The sequence below is a fragment of the Paenibacillus rhizovicinus genome (assembly GCF_010365285.1).
Classification (GTDB): Bacteria; Bacillota; Bacilli; order Paenibacillales; family Paenibacillaceae; genus Paenibacillus_Z; species Paenibacillus_Z rhizovicinus.
The window spans coordinates 371,687-386,825 of record NZ_CP048286.1 but is presented as its reverse complement, the minus strand read 5'-3'; the positions used below and the strand labels follow the sequence as shown (position 1 = coordinate 386,825).

The 15,139-nt window shown below is 51.0% G+C and carries 16 protein-coding genes; 13 read left to right on the top strand and 3 right to left on the bottom strand.

The window, feature by feature from the left end; all coding sequences use genetic code 11:
* Window positions 1-78: 78 nt before the first annotated feature.
* A complete protein-coding gene (locus GZH47_RS01750; RefSeq protein ID WP_192043574.1) occupies window positions 79-861 on the top strand; it encodes a squalene/phytoene synthase family protein in 783 nt (260 codons plus the stop codon).
* A 102-nt stretch (window positions 862-963) separates the two neighbouring features.
* Here the strand turns inward: GZH47_RS01750 and GZH47_RS01745 are convergent, their stop codons facing one another.
* On the bottom strand, window positions 964-1,839 hold the full coding sequence (locus GZH47_RS01745; RefSeq protein ID WP_162638254.1) for a LysR family transcriptional regulator: 876 nt from the start codon (window positions 1,837-1,839) through the stop codon (window positions 964-966).
* A 120-nt stretch (window positions 1,840-1,959) separates the two neighbouring features.
* On the opposite strand from GZH47_RS01745, the gene GZH47_RS01740 reads away from it, so the two are divergent.
* The 5 genes from GZH47_RS01740 (at window position 1,960) to GZH47_RS01720 (ending at window position 5,748) form a co-directional block, all read left to right on the top strand.
* On the top strand, window positions 1,960-3,240 hold the full coding sequence (locus GZH47_RS01740; RefSeq protein ID WP_162638253.1) for an MFS transporter: 1,281 nt from the start codon (window positions 1,960-1,962) through the stop codon (window positions 3,238-3,240).
* Window positions 3,221-4,036, top strand: coding sequence for an alpha/beta fold hydrolase (locus tag GZH47_RS01735; protein WP_162638252.1), 816 nt, complete (start codon window positions 3,221-3,223; stop codon window positions 4,034-4,036). The genes GZH47_RS01740 and GZH47_RS01735 overlap by 20 nt, the downstream gene beginning before the upstream one ends.
* A 230-nt stretch (window positions 4,037-4,266) precedes the next feature.
* Window positions 4,267-4,491: a hypothetical protein gene (locus GZH47_RS01730; protein WP_162638251.1), complete on the top strand. Its 225-nt coding sequence runs from the start codon at window positions 4,267-4,269 to the stop codon at window positions 4,489-4,491.
* Between the two features lie 580 nt (window positions 4,492-5,071).
* Window positions 5,072-5,437 (top strand): DUF6864 domain-containing function, encoded by a 366-nt coding sequence (locus GZH47_RS01725; RefSeq protein WP_162638250.1) that lies wholly within the window; start codon window positions 5,072-5,074, stop codon window positions 5,435-5,437.
* Window positions 5,434-5,748, top strand: coding sequence for a hypothetical protein (locus tag GZH47_RS01720; protein WP_162638249.1), 315 nt, complete (start codon window positions 5,434-5,436; stop codon window positions 5,746-5,748). Before GZH47_RS01725 ends, GZH47_RS01720 begins: the two co-directional genes overlap by 4 nt.
* Window positions 5,749-5,804: 56 nt before the next feature.
* Here the strand turns inward: GZH47_RS01720 and GZH47_RS01715 are convergent, their stop codons facing one another.
* The gene (locus GZH47_RS01715) at window positions 5,805-6,053 is read right to left on the bottom strand and encodes a hypothetical protein (protein ID WP_162638248.1); all 249 of its coding nucleotides are present in this window, start codon (window positions 6,051-6,053) and stop codon (window positions 5,805-5,807) included.
* Window positions 6,054-6,339: 286 nt separating this feature from the next.
* On the opposite strand from GZH47_RS01715, the gene GZH47_RS01710 reads away from it, so the two are divergent.
* The 5 genes from GZH47_RS01710 (at window position 6,340) to GZH47_RS01690 (ending at window position 10,576) form a co-directional block, all read left to right on the top strand.
* Window positions 6,340-7,284, top strand: a complete 945-nt coding sequence (locus GZH47_RS01710; RefSeq protein WP_162638247.1) for a M15 family metallopeptidase — start codon at window positions 6,340-6,342, stop codon at window positions 7,282-7,284.
* Window positions 7,281-7,823: a VanZ family protein gene (locus tag GZH47_RS01705; protein ID WP_225446320.1), complete on the top strand. Its 543-nt coding sequence runs from the start codon at window positions 7,281-7,283 to the stop codon at window positions 7,821-7,823. The genes GZH47_RS01710 and GZH47_RS01705 overlap by 4 nt, the downstream gene beginning before the upstream one ends.
* Window positions 7,824-7,919: 96 nt before the next feature.
* Window positions 7,920-8,261, top strand: a complete 342-nt coding sequence (locus GZH47_RS01700) for a winged helix-turn-helix transcriptional regulator (RefSeq protein WP_162638246.1) — start codon at window positions 7,920-7,922, stop codon at window positions 8,259-8,261.
* Window positions 8,262-8,464: 203 nt separating this feature from the next.
* On the top strand, window positions 8,465-9,190 hold the full coding sequence (locus GZH47_RS01695; protein WP_162638245.1) for an NAD(P)-dependent oxidoreductase: 726 nt from the start codon (window positions 8,465-8,467) through the stop codon (window positions 9,188-9,190).
* Between the two features lie 165 nt (window positions 9,191-9,355).
* Window positions 9,356-10,576, top strand: a complete 1,221-nt coding sequence (locus GZH47_RS01690) for a copper amine oxidase N-terminal domain-containing protein (protein WP_162638244.1) — start codon at window positions 9,356-9,358, stop codon at window positions 10,574-10,576.
* A 104-nt stretch (window positions 10,577-10,680) separates the two neighbouring features.
* Here the strand turns inward: GZH47_RS01690 and GZH47_RS01685 are convergent, their stop codons facing one another.
* The gene (locus GZH47_RS01685) at window positions 10,681-11,664 is read right to left on the bottom strand and encodes a Gfo/Idh/MocA family protein (RefSeq protein ID WP_162638243.1); all 984 of its coding nucleotides are present in this window, start codon (window positions 11,662-11,664) and stop codon (window positions 10,681-10,683) included.
* Between the two features lie 207 nt (window positions 11,665-11,871).
* Between GZH47_RS01685 and GZH47_RS01680 the strand changes: the two genes are divergently transcribed.
* A complete protein-coding gene (locus GZH47_RS01680) occupies window positions 11,872-13,479 on the top strand; it encodes a MutS-related protein (RefSeq protein ID WP_162638242.1) in 1,608 nt (535 codons plus the stop codon).
* Window positions 13,472-14,980, top strand: a complete 1,509-nt coding sequence (locus GZH47_RS01675; RefSeq protein WP_162638241.1) for a MutS-related protein — start codon at window positions 13,472-13,474, stop codon at window positions 14,978-14,980. Before GZH47_RS01680 ends, GZH47_RS01675 begins: the two co-directional genes overlap by 8 nt.
* The last annotated feature ends 159 nt before the right edge of the window (window positions 14,981-15,139 follow it).

Genomic DNA, 15,139 nt, shown 5'->3' with positions numbered 1-15,139 from the left:
TGGTATCATGGTATAAAACAGCTACGCTTATGCTATTTGGAGGGGTTACGCATTAATAACGACGTCCTAATTGATGCAATGACGATGTTGAAACAAACGAGCCGCACTTTTTATATTCCGATAAGCAGTTTGGAATCAGGGTTGAAGGAAGCCGTATCGGCTGCCTATCTGTGCATGCGGGCCATCGATGAAATAGAGGATCACGAAGAACTCAACGACGAGTTAAAAGTGCAGCTATTGCTCGGCATTCACGATGCCTTCCAAAGCACGGAAATCATTGAAAGCATACAAAACGTATTATCCCCCTACCGGACGGCATTACCGGCAGTTACGATGCGTCTTGACGAGTGGGTGGCGCTTTGTCCTTCCACCGCGCGGACGATCGTGAATCGGTACATCGCGAAGATGGCTTTGCAAATGTCCGACTGGGTACAGAGCGGCTGGAATATCCACACGGAAGAGGATCTGGATCGTTATACGTATAGCGTGGCCGGTATGGTCGGCGAGATGCTCTCCGAACTTTGGCTTTGGTACGACGGCACGGAATCCGACTTAACGAAAGCCGTTGCTTTCGGAAGAGGCTTGCAGGCCGTTAATATTCTTCGCAATCGCAACGAGGATATGAAACGCGGCGTGGACTTCTTCCCTGATGGCTGGGGCTTTAAGGAGATGCAGCAGTATACCCGCCGTAATTTGGAAGTGGCCGACTCTTATGTCGCAGACCTGAAGGACGGTCCGGCGTTGAAGTTCTGCAAGGTGCCGCTAGCGCTGGCTCATGCCACGGTTAAACTCATTTCCGTCGGCGGCAGCAAACTGACACGGGATACGGTTCTCAAAATCGTGAGTCGCGTGACCGGTTAATTGGGTTGCATGCAAGTAAACAAAAGAAGCCGTTCGTATCTAACGGCTTCTTTTTGCTGTGCAATGGTTTGAAAATATAGTTGCAATTAATGGCCTAAAGGCCTAAAGAATGGACTTGATGGCGTCCATTAACAGTAACGAAGCTTTGCCCAGGAAATCTTTATCTTTGTATACGATGCCTAACGAAATGGTAGGATTCCGATCGGCGAACGGTTTGATGACCAGCGATCCTTCGAGCTCCAGACCTCCGTAAAACGGTACGATTCCTACGCTGCTTGCGGCTTTGACCATTTGCTGAATGACGTGAATACTTCCGACCTCATGGCGGGAGAACGCATGCATGCCGATTTGCGACGACGTTTGCTCCCATAACTCGCGATAGACGCAAGCGGGTTCCTTGACCAAAATCGTTAACCCCGCCAGGTCGCCCGCCGTAATCTCCATATGATTCGCCAACGGATGGTCCACGCTCATCATCACGCCTAATCGCTCTTCCGCCAGCGGTTCGAATTGCAGCATGAGCGCAGGCGATGGAGTGGAGCATATGCCAAAATCCAATTCCCCGGCCCGAACCCTCTCCGCGATCGATTTGCTCCCGCTCACTTCCATGGCTAATTGAACTTTCGGGCGATTCGTGCAAAAGTCGGCTACGACGGACGCAAGTCTCTGGCTCGCAATGGGCTCGATGGCGGCGAAGCGGACGGTTCCGCCGTCCCCTGCAGCAATATCCGAGACGGTCTGCCTAATGGATCCGACAGCGTTCAGCAGCGCTGAAGCTTCATGATGAAGCCATCGGCCGGCTTCGGACACGATCGCGCGTTTGCCGTCTCGCACGAATAAAGAAACGCCTAGATCGGCTTCGAGGCGCTGAATTTGAAGCGTTACCGTAGAGGGAGCATATTGAAGTTCCTCGGCGGCTTTCTGAAAATGACCCAGACGTACGCAGGCTTCAAAGGTTTTTAAGGCTCGTAGATCCATCGATATCCCCGCCAATTAATTCGGAATTTATGAATCATTTATTCATATAGTTCAATTTTACAAAACAATCCTGCAATTGTACACTTAAAGCATCAAATCTTGGATTGAGGAAAATGAGCTATGAGCACAAAATCGGCATTGAGCTGGATCACGTTATGGGCATCGCTATTATTCGTTGTTATTCTCGGTTTTTCACGGCTTTCTTACGGTATATTCTTGCCCGGCATTCAAAGGGATATCGGGGGGAGCTACAGTCAATTGGGCATGCTGGGCACGGTTAATTTTATCGGGTATTTGATCGGAACGCTCAGTCTTCCTCCGCTGATCGCCCGGTTTCCGGGACGCAAGCCCATGTTCAATCGATGGTCATGTCTGCTGCTCGGACTGGCGATGATCGGTTCGGCTTTCAGCCAGCAGGTTATTCAACTCGCGTTATGGCGCTTCGCAATCGGATTGTTCTCGGCGTTCGCGACGGTGCTGGTTCTGTCTATTGCGATGGAAGCCGTTCGACCGAAGGAACGCGGTGCGGCATCCGGCTTAATCTGGCTGGGCGGCTCCGCGGGCATTCTGTTAACGGGATTAATTGCTCCGCTTGCCATAGACCCTTCTTACTTACGAGGGTGGAGGTATGCTTGGGCTGCAATGGGCGCATTCGGCATCGTTGCGGCATGCGGTTTCGAGTGGGTGCATGGAAGGCAGCGATCTGGAAGAACGCTTTCGCCGGCGGAATCCGTATCACGGGATCAGGAGCATGTGAATGTCTACCGTCTTCTATTAAACCCGAAGAAGCTCTTGTTCTTAATCGGATCCTATTTCTTCTTTGGCTGGGGCTATATTATCTACTTCACGTATTTGATTCCTTACTTGGTGAGCAAAGGCATTCCGTCTCTCGATGTCGGCTTCATTTGGTCCGCGATCGGGCTCGCCGGTTTGTTTAATGGTTGGATCGGAGGCAGAGCGATCGACCGCTGGCCAAGCGGATATACGCTTGCGATCGGAATAACTTTAGGGACGCTCGGAGTGAGTGGCGTAACGAGCAATAATCTGGTTGTTACGGCATTGGGCGCGGCCATTATCGGCCTGGTTTCTTTTATTACCCCGCCGCTGATGATCACTGCGCTTCTTCGCAGACATGTGCCCGATCATGCCTATGCGACCAGCCTTAGCTTGGCTACTGCCTTTTTTGCCTCGGGGCAGATTATTGGCCCGATTATCGGCGGCGTATGGGTGGAACGATTCGGGCTGCAATTCGGCGTGGCGTCCAGTGCAGTCTTCATGGCGATAGCCGCTGCGCTGGCCGGTTGGTACGGGCGCCAACAACGAAAACAGGTTGAGGCGGTATCAGGAGCAAGCAGAATGAAGGGAAAAGGAGCAGAAGTCGATGACGAATTCGGGTTATAAGGGCTCAGCGATCAGGAAGTATTTTCACTCTGGGGATGTGCGGCTCTCTTATGTTGATTATGGCGGCGATAGCCAGCGAGTGCTCGTCATGCTGCACGGGTATATGGCGAATGCGAGATCATTCTCGGAGCTTGCCGTGCGCTTCAACGATTGGCGAGTAATTGCTCTGGATCAACGCGGGCACGGTTGGAGCGAGCATCCGCCGGGGAATGAATATGCCAGGAACAACTACGTGGAAGATATTGCGAATCTGATTCGATCGGAGCTTGGGGGACAACCCGTTACGATTCTGGGGCATTCCTTGGGCGGGTTGAATGCGTATCAATTCGCGGCCCGTTATCCCGAACTGGCGAAAGCCGTTATCGTGGAGGATATCGGCGCTGAAATCAAGGCTGATTTCTCCTTTGCAAGCAAGCTTCCGTATCGATCGGCTTCTCTAAGGGAGCTTAGACAATCGCTTGCAGACGTCGGGCTCCGGGCTATCGATTATTTTGCCGAAAGCGTGATGGAGGATGAACGCGGTTGGGGATTTCGTACGGATCTGAAGTGGCTGCAAGTATCCGTTCCCCAATCCAATGGCGTCTGGTGGGAAGACTGGTTGGGGTCGAGCTGCCCGATCCTGCTGATTCACGGCGGGAAGAGCTTCATCCTCGATACCGAACAAGCGAGAAGGATGGCAGCAAGCCGGCCCAATACCAAGCTGGCCGTGTTCGAACAATGCGGTCATGGTGTCCATTACGACGATATCGACGGTTATTTTAACGCGGTGAAGGATTTCCTCATGCATCAATCATAAGGGAACTGCAATTCGGATCGTTAAAGTTTAATTTGTTCACTAGAAGCGGCGGTTAAAGCTATGCTATATTCTCTCTGAGCAGTTAAATCGAATCGATAGGTTTACGGGAATTGGAAGTAATCATGGTATGGTATTTTTCAGATAAACGGGATTGCTCTCACCGGGCGATCCCGTTATTTTTAGGTCGTCGTACTAGCCAATAACTAGAATAGCGAACAGGAGATTCGGATATGACGGTTATTTCCCGGCTTGGTTTACGTTTACCAGGGCGCAGATTTACTATTTTTCCGAAAATAATCATTGCACTGCTGGTTGTCATCGTCCCGATGGATATTCTGAATCTCCTCATGAACCAATCCGGCGTAAGGACGGTCCGCCAAGAAATCTTGCAATCCAGCGCATCCAGCGTTCACTTCTATCTGAGTTCGCTTGAAACCGAAATGAATAAATCGTGATGTTCGCGAACGGGATCTTTCTCCTTATCCATTTGCCGATGAGAAGGTTAATCAATTCGTTGTACCAAGTCGGCAAAGGGAAACTTGAGGCAGTAGAATGCAGCTTCTGTATCCCAAGACGTATAGGCGGATATTCCCTTGATATGATAATGTTGGTTGTGTGATGGGGCTGGTTTTACGGTTTGCTATGACGGACATCGGCTGGGCATCAACACAGTCTGAAAGCGAAAGGGGCAGCCGGGGAATGAAGAGGTATCAAATCGTTTTGGTCGGCGCCATTGTCTTACTGATCGGACAAATAATTGTATTGCTTCTGCCTTTACGTCCGCAAACGGGACCCGTCGGGGAACCTCATGGATTGGACTGGCAGGGATTTTTTCGAGGCCTGTCCGTTATTTTGCCACTTGTTGTCTTTGGGTTGGCCGGGTGGAAGAATGAGAAGCGGAAATAGAAAAAGATGAAACGGCAGCCGGCAAATGGCTGCCGTTTTCGCATGCTCCGATAGACATGAACGCGCGGACCTGCTCGTACACTGTAATGATGAGCTTGTTCGATGACCTAACGTCGCGGAGGGATAACGATGAAAATAACGTCCGGCGGATTCGAAGCCGTATATCACGGCCGCGTACTTGCCTACGGCATGAACCCGATCGAAATCGTGTTGTCGGAAGAGAACGACCCGCTGACATTCGTGTTCTGCATCGAATACGAAGCGGAACGAGACGATTTTATGACGGATATCCGGCTGGTCCGATACAATGAAGTCCGCATCGCCTGCGTGAATTTTCCGCGGGGCAAGCCGATCGGCAATCAAGATATGATCCAACTCGGCGTGTTGAACAACCGCAAATTGTCGTTGCGCTACGAAGTAACCATTAATTCCGATGCGACGTCTTGGGCGCTGGCCTTCACGTTCTTCGCGGGCGAGGGGGTCGGTCCGGCATGAACAAGCTCGAGATTCAGGATCCGCGGGTAGCCAGCAAGATCATCGCGGCGAACGCGGAGAATGATAAGCGCAAAGCGGAGCTCGGCTTCCTCGGCAAATTCTTCGGATCGGGCGAGAACGTGCGCCTGTATATCGTCGGCACGATCACGCTCGGCGTTCTTCTCATCGCGCTGGTGTATACGCTGATTCCCGACCAATATCGTTCGCCCGATTTCGGCTTGAAGGAAATGTGGACGCTCGTGGTGCTTCCGGTCGAATCGACGATTATCGGTTACTTGATCGGATCGAAATCGAAGGAAGCAGGAGGCTAATCGCCGCTGCCGCGCATATAAAAAGGAGGCGGAATTCCGCCTCCTTTTTAACCGATTTATTTCGAATCGTAAGCCGCTCTGTCTTCTTCGCTAAGCGTGTAGAACTTACTTGAGTTACGGAAGATGGTTGTACCGTCCATGATCCGCACGGAATGATCATTGTAAGACTTAATCGTAGTAATGGGTCTAAGCCGCATACGATCTTGGAATGCCTCGATGGGTTCTTTATGCATCATCGCCATCTCAAAATCGTGATCTGTTTTTAATTCTTGTTTCGGACTGAAAATTGCTTTTTCTTTTGCCACGATTTAGTCGTCCTCCATAAGTATCATTTAGATGCTTAATCATACCTCAAATGCAAGGAACAAAGCAAATAATGAGTTAGGCGGGTCGAGCCTGGCAAGGCATGAATACCGTCGGGTGACAAGGGCGATAAAAATATAGTATGATTAAATGCCGCTATCAAAGCGGCATTTGTGTTTTATGCAGCATTTCTTCATGAATTTAAGAAATCGTTTAAGTTTTACGCGGGTTTTTTTTAACTTGTTTGGATTAAGCTTAGGCTCAGATCGAGCTTGGAGGAAGTAATTGATGAAGACACTGTTGTGCGTACTGGCGGCGCTGCTGCTAATAACGGGTTGCGAGAGCCAGACACGAAACGATACACCGAATAATACGGCTGATAGTGCCGATCAAGACAATACGGCTGGAAGCGCCAATCAAGACAATACGGCTGGAAGCGCCGATCAAGACAATGCGGAAGCTCCGGTGCCAGAACCGGAAGAAACCGGCTTGTCGATTCATGTGAAGAAGGAGCAAATTCACGAAGGCAGCTTGCTTCTTATTGACCGGGAACACGCCGTTCCTCCGGGCGGTGAAGGAGAGCCGGCCGTGAATCTGTACGAGCACAAGGAGCTTAGGAAAGGCTTCGGTTTGCTCGATAACACCGTTCGGTTGTCGCCGGACTTGACCGAGAAATTCGCGAAAATGGTGGTTGACGCGGCTAAAGTCGGGATCGATCATTTTCTGATCAGCAGCGGCTACCGGGACGAAGCCGAACAAAACAAGCTGCACAAGGAAATGGGCGACGATCGCGCAATGCCGGCCGGTCACAGCGAGCATAATCTGGGCTTGTCCCTCGATATCGGATCGTCGCTGGAGGAGATGAGCGAAGCGCCGGAAGGCAAATGGCTGGCCGAGAACGCTTGGAAATACGGGTTCATTCAGCGCTATCCGGAGGACAAGACCGCGATTACGGGGATCATGTACGAGCCTTGGCATTTCCGTTACGTCGGATTGCCGCACAGCGCCGTCATGAAGGAGCAAGACTTGACGTTGGAACAATATCTAGCCGAGTTGAAAGAACATTCGATCTCGACGACGAGCGGCGGCCGCGCATACGAAATCTATTATTATCCGATCTCCGCGGACGGGAATATCCAGGTGCCTGTTACCGGAAGCTGCGAGATCGACGGCAACAACGAGGACGGCGTCATCGTCACCGTCGATACCGGCCCGGAAGGAGGGGCGAAATGAACAAGGGGGGTAAAATGAGTAAACGAGAGCGAATAGAAACCGTTATTTTATATGGGATATTCGCGTTTTACATGATGCTGATCATTAAAATTTTGTTCCTATCCAGAGTTTCTCATCTGGAGCATCGATCGATCAATCTCATTCCATTCGAAAGCATAGCGGCATTTGTATCCGGCAGCACCGCGAATCTCAAAACATTTGCTTTTGGCAACGTGGCGGGCAATATCCTTATTTTTGTTCCCCTTGGCGTCTATTTGCCCTTGTTCAAACAGGATAAACGAATGAAAACAAACTTGTCGTTTATATTAATCACGAGTTTGGTTGTCGAAATCATTCAAGGACTAGTAGGCATTGGAACATCCGACATCGATGATATCATTCTCAATGGTTTGGGCGGATGCATTGGTATTCTAGGGTATAAGCTATTGTTGATTCTATTTCGGAATGAAAAGAGAGTACATACGGCAGTCACGATACTTTCCGTTCTCGGGTTGCCTGCAATTTTGTTTTATTTATTCATGGTGAAGATGAGATTTTAAAATCTTTCCTGCATATTTTGAAAAGTGCGATCATAACGGTTTATAATGGAAAATACAGGTCATGCACTTATTTAAACGCAAGGGGATGATTGATCCATGATTCATCAGCGTGAATGTCCAGTCGAAACAGTCATTCAGGTACTAGGCGGCAAATGGAAGCCGATGATTCTGTGGCAGTTGATTGCATCCAAGCAAAGATTCAACGATTTGGAAAAGCTTATACCCGATGTTTCACAAAAGATGCTTTCGCAGCATCTTCGCGATTTGGAACGAGAGGGCATCGTCGATCGAACGGTCTACCCTTCTGTCCCTCCTAAAGTAGAATATTCGCTTAGCGAATACGGCAAAACATTGATTCCCGTAGCAGAGGTCATGTGTGCTTGGGGTGCAGCGCATAATAAGCAGAAGAATGAAGAGAAGGAAGAGTCAGCGTCATAGGATTCGTTCAATAAAGCTGCTCGGGATACCGGGCAGCTTTTGTTATGTCTACCGCTGTCTACCGCCGCAAACTCCGGATCCCAATCTGTCTAGCTTACTTTGAAGTAAGTACCCTACTTTAAAGTGCGTTCTTAACAACCTCTTGAAGCGATGCTAAGCTTGAGTCAGCCAAAAATTGGATTCCATGAAGAGGAGGAAAAACAATGAAAATTATTGTTTTTGGAGCGACGGGGAATACAGGGAAGAGAGTATTGGCGCAAGGGTTGAAAATGGGGCACGAAATGACCGCTTATGTGCGAAATGCAGCGAAGCTTCATGATCAATTAGGCGAGCATTCCGCAAAGAACGTGAAGGTCGTCGTGAACGATATGTTGGACCCGTCGAGCGTCGGCGAAGCGCTCGCGCATCAAGATGCCGCTATTATAGCTGCCGGCCATGCTGGCCAGGGAGAAGAGTTTGTTCGCATCGTCGACAACATTATCAGCCAATGCGAATCCCAGCCTTATTTCGCTGGCCGGGTATGGATGATGGGAGGGGCCGGCCTGCTCGATATTCCTTATGCAAATACGATCGGCAACAACTTACCCGGCTTCCCGCCAGAGTATAGTACACACAACCGGAATTTCGATAGATTACAACAGACGGAACTCGACTGGTCCGTCATGTGTCCGGGAGCGATGATCGAATCGAGCGAGCTTCCAGGCTCGGTTCATCTACATGTAACGACGGAAATCTTACCGATTCCGATTCCGGAAACGATCAAGGAATTTTCCGAGGCAGCTATAGCCGGTCACCTATTCAGCCGGTTTCAAGAGCTCAATGTGGCCTATGATGATGTCGCCCAATGGATGTTGGACCATCTTGAGCTCGGAGGCGCGTTTAAACGGAAAAGGGTCGGTCTAGCCTATCAGAGTCATACGGAGAACTGATGATAACTTACCACTCCTTTGCCAGGAGTGGTTTCTTTTTGCGCGTTTGGGCTCATATGGAAACTATTACTGCTTTATCAATAAGTGACATGCATTGTAAACTGGTTGAGCACTGTTTTTTCAATGGTTGAATGGTTGATAGAGAAAAGGGGAAGAGGATTAACAATGAAACGGTTGATTGGACTTGGTTTAACGATTGTATTGACGCTGTCGCTGTTTGCCGGAACGGCATCCGCGGCAACCGCGACTGCGGCGGTGAAAGTGAAATTGAACGGCGAGTGGGTGATTTTCCCGTCGCCGCCGGTTATCGTGAACGGCAAGACGTTCGTGGAGTTTCGTACGTTGTTTAACGAGCTCGGGTACGACATTAATTACGATAACGCGACCAAGAAGATAAAAGCGAGTTCGCAGCTTCACGACATCCAAATGACGCCTACGGGCACAACCGCGCTTGTAGACGGCGCGAAAGTGCCGGTGAACGGCGAGATGGTCTTGATGAAAGGCCGCACGATGGTCGGCGTCCGATTCATCTCGACGCTCTCGGACAAGGACGTGTCGTGGGACAGCGTGAAGAAGATTGTCTCGATTACGGACAAGCGCCCGACTGCTGCGCAGCAAGCGGAGCTGTTCGCCGTCTTCACGAAGCTCGGAGCTGCGGAAGATAAAGGCGATGTCGACGCGATGGTGGCATTGTTCCATTCCGATTCTCCGATCAAGGAAGATGCAAGCACGCAAATCCATGAACAATTCGCCAAGATGCGCACGCATACGGAATACATGGAACTGTCCGTCGAGTCCTTCTCGTCGAAGGAAGCATTCATCTATTCGCATGAACGTTCGAATAAAGTGAGCGGGGAAGGATTCTTCCCTGGAGCAACGAACGAAATCTATTACACGCTGCGCAAGGAAGCGAACGGCCAATGGGCAATCTACGGTATGATCGTCGCAAGCTCCGAGGTGGTCGACGAGAATAGTTTGTGGGCGCAGGAAGTTTCCGTGGCCGATGCGGATAAAGAGGCGTTGATCAAAGCGGTTCAGACGCAGCTCGATGCCGTTAATGCGAAGGATTTGAACGCCTACCAATCCACGCTGGACGCGAATGATTTCAGCTTCGCGGTTGACGTTCTGAGCATGAAGTCTCTCTTCGATGACAAGGACCTCATGCTGAAAGAAACGCTCGAACGCAGCGCGGTCGTTGAGTATCACGAAGATAGCGCGATACTGCTCGCTTCCGTTCATTACGACGTTAATCCGGGATCCGGAGAAGAACCGAGTACTTACCGGTCCGTCGAGCAGTTCGACTTGGTGAAGAAGAACGGCAAATGGTTAATCGCCGCATTCTCCAACCAGCATGAACTGTTTGGCGAGGAGCTTGATGCGGCATAAAGCGGCATTAGCACATTTTACAAGGCGTACGCAAGAGAACACCTCAATGACTCCAGTAGTCATTGAGGTGTCTTTTTTCATTCGCTATAGTTCGTCCGTGCCGATCACGCCTCGAACGGATATACAAGTCCCCATTGGGCTCTGAGTTGATCCAACGTTTCGGCGATCGCTATCGACTCGTCGTGCGTCATCAAGGCATTTTCCTTCCGGCCAGCCCGCAGGTCTTCTTGTACGGCCTCGAATTCAAATCTGAATCCTTCTCCGACCCGAGCATCCTTGCATTCATCCGCCAGTTGGTTTCCTACGAATAATCTCGCTTCTGTCGGAGACCAGAAACGCGGAACTTCGATATGTCCTTTGGTTCCGATGATCCGAACTTCTTGAGGGGTCGAAGTCGAGATGGAAGAGAAGAGGGAAGCCATTTGCCCGTTCTCGTATTCAAGCAAACAGGCCATTCGAGAATCGACTCCGGTGGAAGCGGAGCGGGAGCGGCTGAGCACCTCGACCGGCTTGGAACCGAAAATCATCGAGGCGTAAGAGACGGCATAGACGCCTACGTCGAGCAGACTGCCTCCGGCCGTAGCCGGATTGAACAGACGCGATTCCGGGTTCTCCGAAGCCGAGAATCCGAAATCAGCCGTCAGATAATGCACATCGCCAATGGCGCCTTCCGAAACCCATTGCATGACTTTGCGTGTCACCGGGAAGAATCGGGTCCACATCGCTTCCATGAGGTAAGTGCCGGTCTCGCGCGACTTCTCGACCATCGCCCGCACTTGCGCGGCGTTCGGAGCCAGCGGTTTCTCGCATAACACGGGCTTGCCTAATGTCAACGCCAAACAAGCGTGTTCCATGTGAAGATGGTGAGGCGTGGCGACATAGATCGCGTCCACTTCCGGATCGCGGATCATCATTTCGCAGTCGGTGTAAGCCTTTGCACCGTAAGGCGTCGCCAGTTGTTCCGCATTGGCGCCCGTACGGGAATATACGGCGGCTAATCTGCCGTCCTTCATTTCTTTCAAATCGTTTATGACCCGCTTCGTAATTCCGCCTGCTCCGATAAAACCCCATCCGATAACAGAATTCATGAGCTCACTCCGGTCTCCGCATGATTTGCCGAACCTCGATGTTCGACATCTTTTCTAATTTACCATGTTCCTAGCGAAGTGGCGAGGAGGAAACCGAAGAAGGCTGTCGTTTATGCGCGCAGCTGCACCTATATGGCAGGGAAATAATGGATGACTATCGAATTTGAAAACGTAATCATTCATGTTCAACTAGGGGAGGCCGACGGTATGCCCGTTCAACTGTGCCATACGAACCATCCGGTCCATATCGCTTGGGAAGCACTGATCGATCTGGACGTTCTTCGACTATGCCGAAGTTTCTTTCCGGAACAATCCGCGTCGCTCGAAGCGAAAGATAAAGAAATCGAAGCCTTCTTGAAAACCTACCTCACCAGCGATGCCATTGAAATCAGGCGCAGGAGCGAGATCATCGGCAGTTTACGAGAGAACGCCGAGAGCCGGAATCTACTTACACAATTAAACAAAGCGCATAAGCGCCTGTCGTTCAGCTTGGCGGAAGTTGACCGCGCCAAACATCCGCTGAAGATGTATACCTACATGCGGCAAGCTTTGGAGGCCTATACCGCTTCGGTAGACGCTGCCATAAGCTTGTTTGCGCCGACACGTACTCCGCACACTCCCCATACGCCTCCGATGGAGGAGCTAGCCGCCGTTATTCGAGCACAGAGGGAATCCTCGACGTATCTCGATGCTCAGAAGTGCCTGCGTCAAGTCGGCACGATCATAGAACCGCTTGATAACATCAAGTTTGCGGTAAATCTATCGGATTCGGGGCAAGCGGTACAAATCAGCGTTACGGACATTAACAAGGGTGCCGCCAGATTGGCTGGACTGTTCGGCAGCGAAAGGGACGATGCCAACAGCTTATGCGACGCCGCGCCTGTCAAGAACAGAGGACATCTCGCGCACTTGGAGGCGTATATCATCGCTCAAGTGGAGAAACAATGGGCGGCACCTCTTAAAGCCGCGTTGCGTGAATTGAAAACGATCGACCTTGACCGGCTGCGGGCGTGGAGTGAATGGCTCAAGCCCATGGAGTTGTACCAGAAAGGGCTGCTATTGACAGCGAAGCTTAAGAAAGCCGGCTTCGACGCCTGCCGTCCCGAGCCGAACGCCGACAGCATGGCCGCGGAGGATCTGCTGTATCCGCACATGGTTTTGACCGAACGAGCTCCCGTGCCGCAGGCATTTCGCGTATCGCTTGGAGACACCGTGATGATTACGGGCGCGAACAGCTCGGGGAAATCCTCGATCTTGAAAGCGCTGGCGCAGAATTGCATCCTCGCGCAGCTTGGTTTCTGGATCCCCGCCAAGTCGCTGCGATTCATTCCGTTTAAGCAATACTATACGGTTTTCGCCGCCGGGGAAGACCGTCAATTGAACGCATCCAGATATCAGCTGGAAGTAAGGAAAATGCACCAAGCCATCCGGATGGCCGCGCCGGATACGCTGCTGCTGTTCAATGAACCCTTTACCTCGACGAATCCCGTGGAAGCAACTGAGCTTTTGCGCGACATTACCGAGCAGTTGAGCCGGGCCGGAACGACATTGATGATGGTGACGCATATGCATAACGTGTACGATTTGCTTCGCCGGAAGGGCGTTAAATTGCGCAGCTATATCATGGGGTCCATGACGGACGCGGAGAAGATCGTACACACCTATGCGGTGGAGGAGAAAGAGCCTGACGGTCTGAGCCATGCCAGATTATTGGCGATCGAATACGGCTTTCGTATCGCGAATTTGGTGGAGGACCGAGGCAAAGCGGCCGTATTAGAAGAATTCCTTAAGAAGAGAGGCGGTTATCTTGCTTAGGCTGTTTCGTATCGCGCTGCATAACGATGTGCCTTTTCCGATGTCCAAGACGCTGTTAGACGACGTGGAACTTACTGCATACTTGGGGCGGTATTTCGTCAATCCGAGTCAGTACATCACGAGCGATCCCGAGAGTATCCGGGAACGGAATGCGGTTTGCGAAGCATTGACGGACAACGATGCCTTAACCGCCTCCTTGCATCGCTTGCACAACGCTTCCTTGCCGCTGCTTGAAACGGCATCCTCCGTAGAGAGCGAGCCTATCCATATGATCGGCAATATGATCGGGGTACGCCAATTTCGGGACGCGGCGCAAGCAGTCATACAGACGATTGGGACATGCGGACAATTGCCCGCTTCATTAGCAGAATTGCCAGCAAAGTTAACGATTCTGCTAGAGGAAAGTTACCCGCATAACTTTGACGAGGCATGGAACAAGTACGCGAGCGGCGTTGGAAAAACGGGCAGTTTGGCTTATCGCATTCATTTCTCGGATGACCTCACGATCTACGCCATTGCCCTGCACGACGTGAACAGGAAGAGGTATGTATCCAGTACCTTGCTCAATCGTTTGATCAACACCGAGAATCCCATGCGAGTGGACGAACTCTTGCCTCTCGCCTACCAGCTAGGTAAACGTTTCTCTCACGTTGAAGCAACAGCGTTGGAACGATTCAGCCATTCCGTTCAGCAAATGCTTATTGCGCAGACTGCAATTGCAAGAAACCAGTTGAACGTCGTAGAACGGAGCATTGCCGACGAGATTCGGGTTTTTGTAGAGGAGCTGCAGTTTGCGCTCGGAATGGTTCAATATGCGAAAGCGAGCGCGAAGCATGCCCCTTGCACCTGTTATGCGGAAATCAGAGGAGCCGAGGAACGATCGCTAATCATCCGTAAAATGGTACATCCGCTGCTTGCCGAGCAGGCAGACGTCATCGCCAATGATATCGCCATCCAAGACGGGCGAGAATTCGTCTTGCTCGGCGGCGTCAACAGGGGAGGGAAAACGACTTTTCTGCGAACCGCCGGCGCGATTCAGCTTCTGTTCCAGATGGGGCTGCCGATTCCTGCCGCCAGCGCGCAGATCAGCCCGGCATCGGGAATGTACAGCGTATTCTCCCGTGAAGAAAACACCGAATTGTCGCAGGGGACGCTGGGACGAGAACTGTGCGAAATGCGCGATGTCATTGCCGCCCTGGACGAGAATTGTTTGTTTCTAGGAAACGAACCGATATCCGGCACTTCGCCGATGGAGAGTTACTTGTTGAGCCGGGAAACGCTGTGCATGTTGAAAGCGAAGCAGGCGCGCGGCATATGGGTGACGCATCTGTACGAATTGTTTGACGACATCGGACAACTGAACGGCATTCCGTTCGGAAGCAAGTTTGATTGCATGCATACGGAAGCGGTGGATGGAGATCGCAGTTATTCCATTCGGCCTGGAATTCCCCGGAAATACAGCGGTGCCAGAGAGGTTTTCTCATCGTACTCCTTCATCTAGATGGCGCGAACATCAACGGGGAAGAGCAGCAACAGAGCGTCAAATTGGCGAATCAAAAAAATTTAATCAAGCTTAATATGATTTTTTTTCTTGGATAGGATATACTTGTCATAAGTCCGCTTTTGCGGACATCATATTCAACTTTGGAGGTTTACAATT

Bases quoted from the DNA above. Each gene is read 5' to 3' on its own strand.
- GZH47_RS01750 (WP_192043574.1), top strand. From the start codon at position 79: ATGACGATGTTGAAACAAACGAGCCGCACTTTTTATATTCCGATAAGC.
- GZH47_RS01745 (WP_162638254.1), bottom strand. From the start codon at position 1,839: ATGGATCTACGAGCCTTAAAAACCTTTGAAGCCTGCGTACGTCTGGGT.
- GZH47_RS01740 (WP_162638253.1), top strand. From the start codon at position 1,960: ATGAGCACAAAATCGGCATTGAGCTGGATCACGTTATGGGCATCGCTA.
- GZH47_RS01735 (WP_162638252.1), top strand. From the start codon at position 3,221: ATGACGAATTCGGGTTATAAGGGCTCAGCGATCAGGAAGTATTTTCAC.
- GZH47_RS01730 (WP_162638251.1), top strand. From the start codon at position 4,267: ATGACGGTTATTTCCCGGCTTGGTTTACGTTTACCAGGGCGCAGATTT.
- GZH47_RS01725 (WP_162638250.1), top strand. From the start codon at position 5,072: ATGAAAATAACGTCCGGCGGATTCGAAGCCGTATATCACGGCCGCGTA.
- GZH47_RS01720 (WP_162638249.1), top strand. From the start codon at position 5,434: ATGAACAAGCTCGAGATTCAGGATCCGCGGGTAGCCAGCAAGATCATC.
- GZH47_RS01710 (WP_162638247.1), top strand. From the start codon at position 6,340: ATGAAGACACTGTTGTGCGTACTGGCGGCGCTGCTGCTAATAACGGGT.
- GZH47_RS01705 (WP_225446320.1), top strand. From the start codon at position 7,281: ATGAACAAGGGGGGTAAAATGAGTAAACGAGAGCGAATAGAAACCGTT.
- GZH47_RS01700 (WP_162638246.1), top strand. From the start codon at position 7,920: ATGATTCATCAGCGTGAATGTCCAGTCGAAACAGTCATTCAGGTACTA.
- GZH47_RS01695 (WP_162638245.1), top strand. From the start codon at position 8,465: ATGAAAATTATTGTTTTTGGAGCGACGGGGAATACAGGGAAGAGAGTA.
- GZH47_RS01690 (WP_162638244.1), top strand. From the start codon at position 9,356: ATGAAACGGTTGATTGGACTTGGTTTAACGATTGTATTGACGCTGTCG.
- GZH47_RS01685 (WP_162638243.1), bottom strand. From the start codon at position 11,664: ATGAATTCTGTTATCGGATGGGGTTTTATCGGAGCAGGCGGAATTACG.
- GZH47_RS01680 (WP_162638242.1), top strand. From the start codon at position 11,872: ATGCCCGTTCAACTGTGCCATACGAACCATCCGGTCCATATCGCTTGG.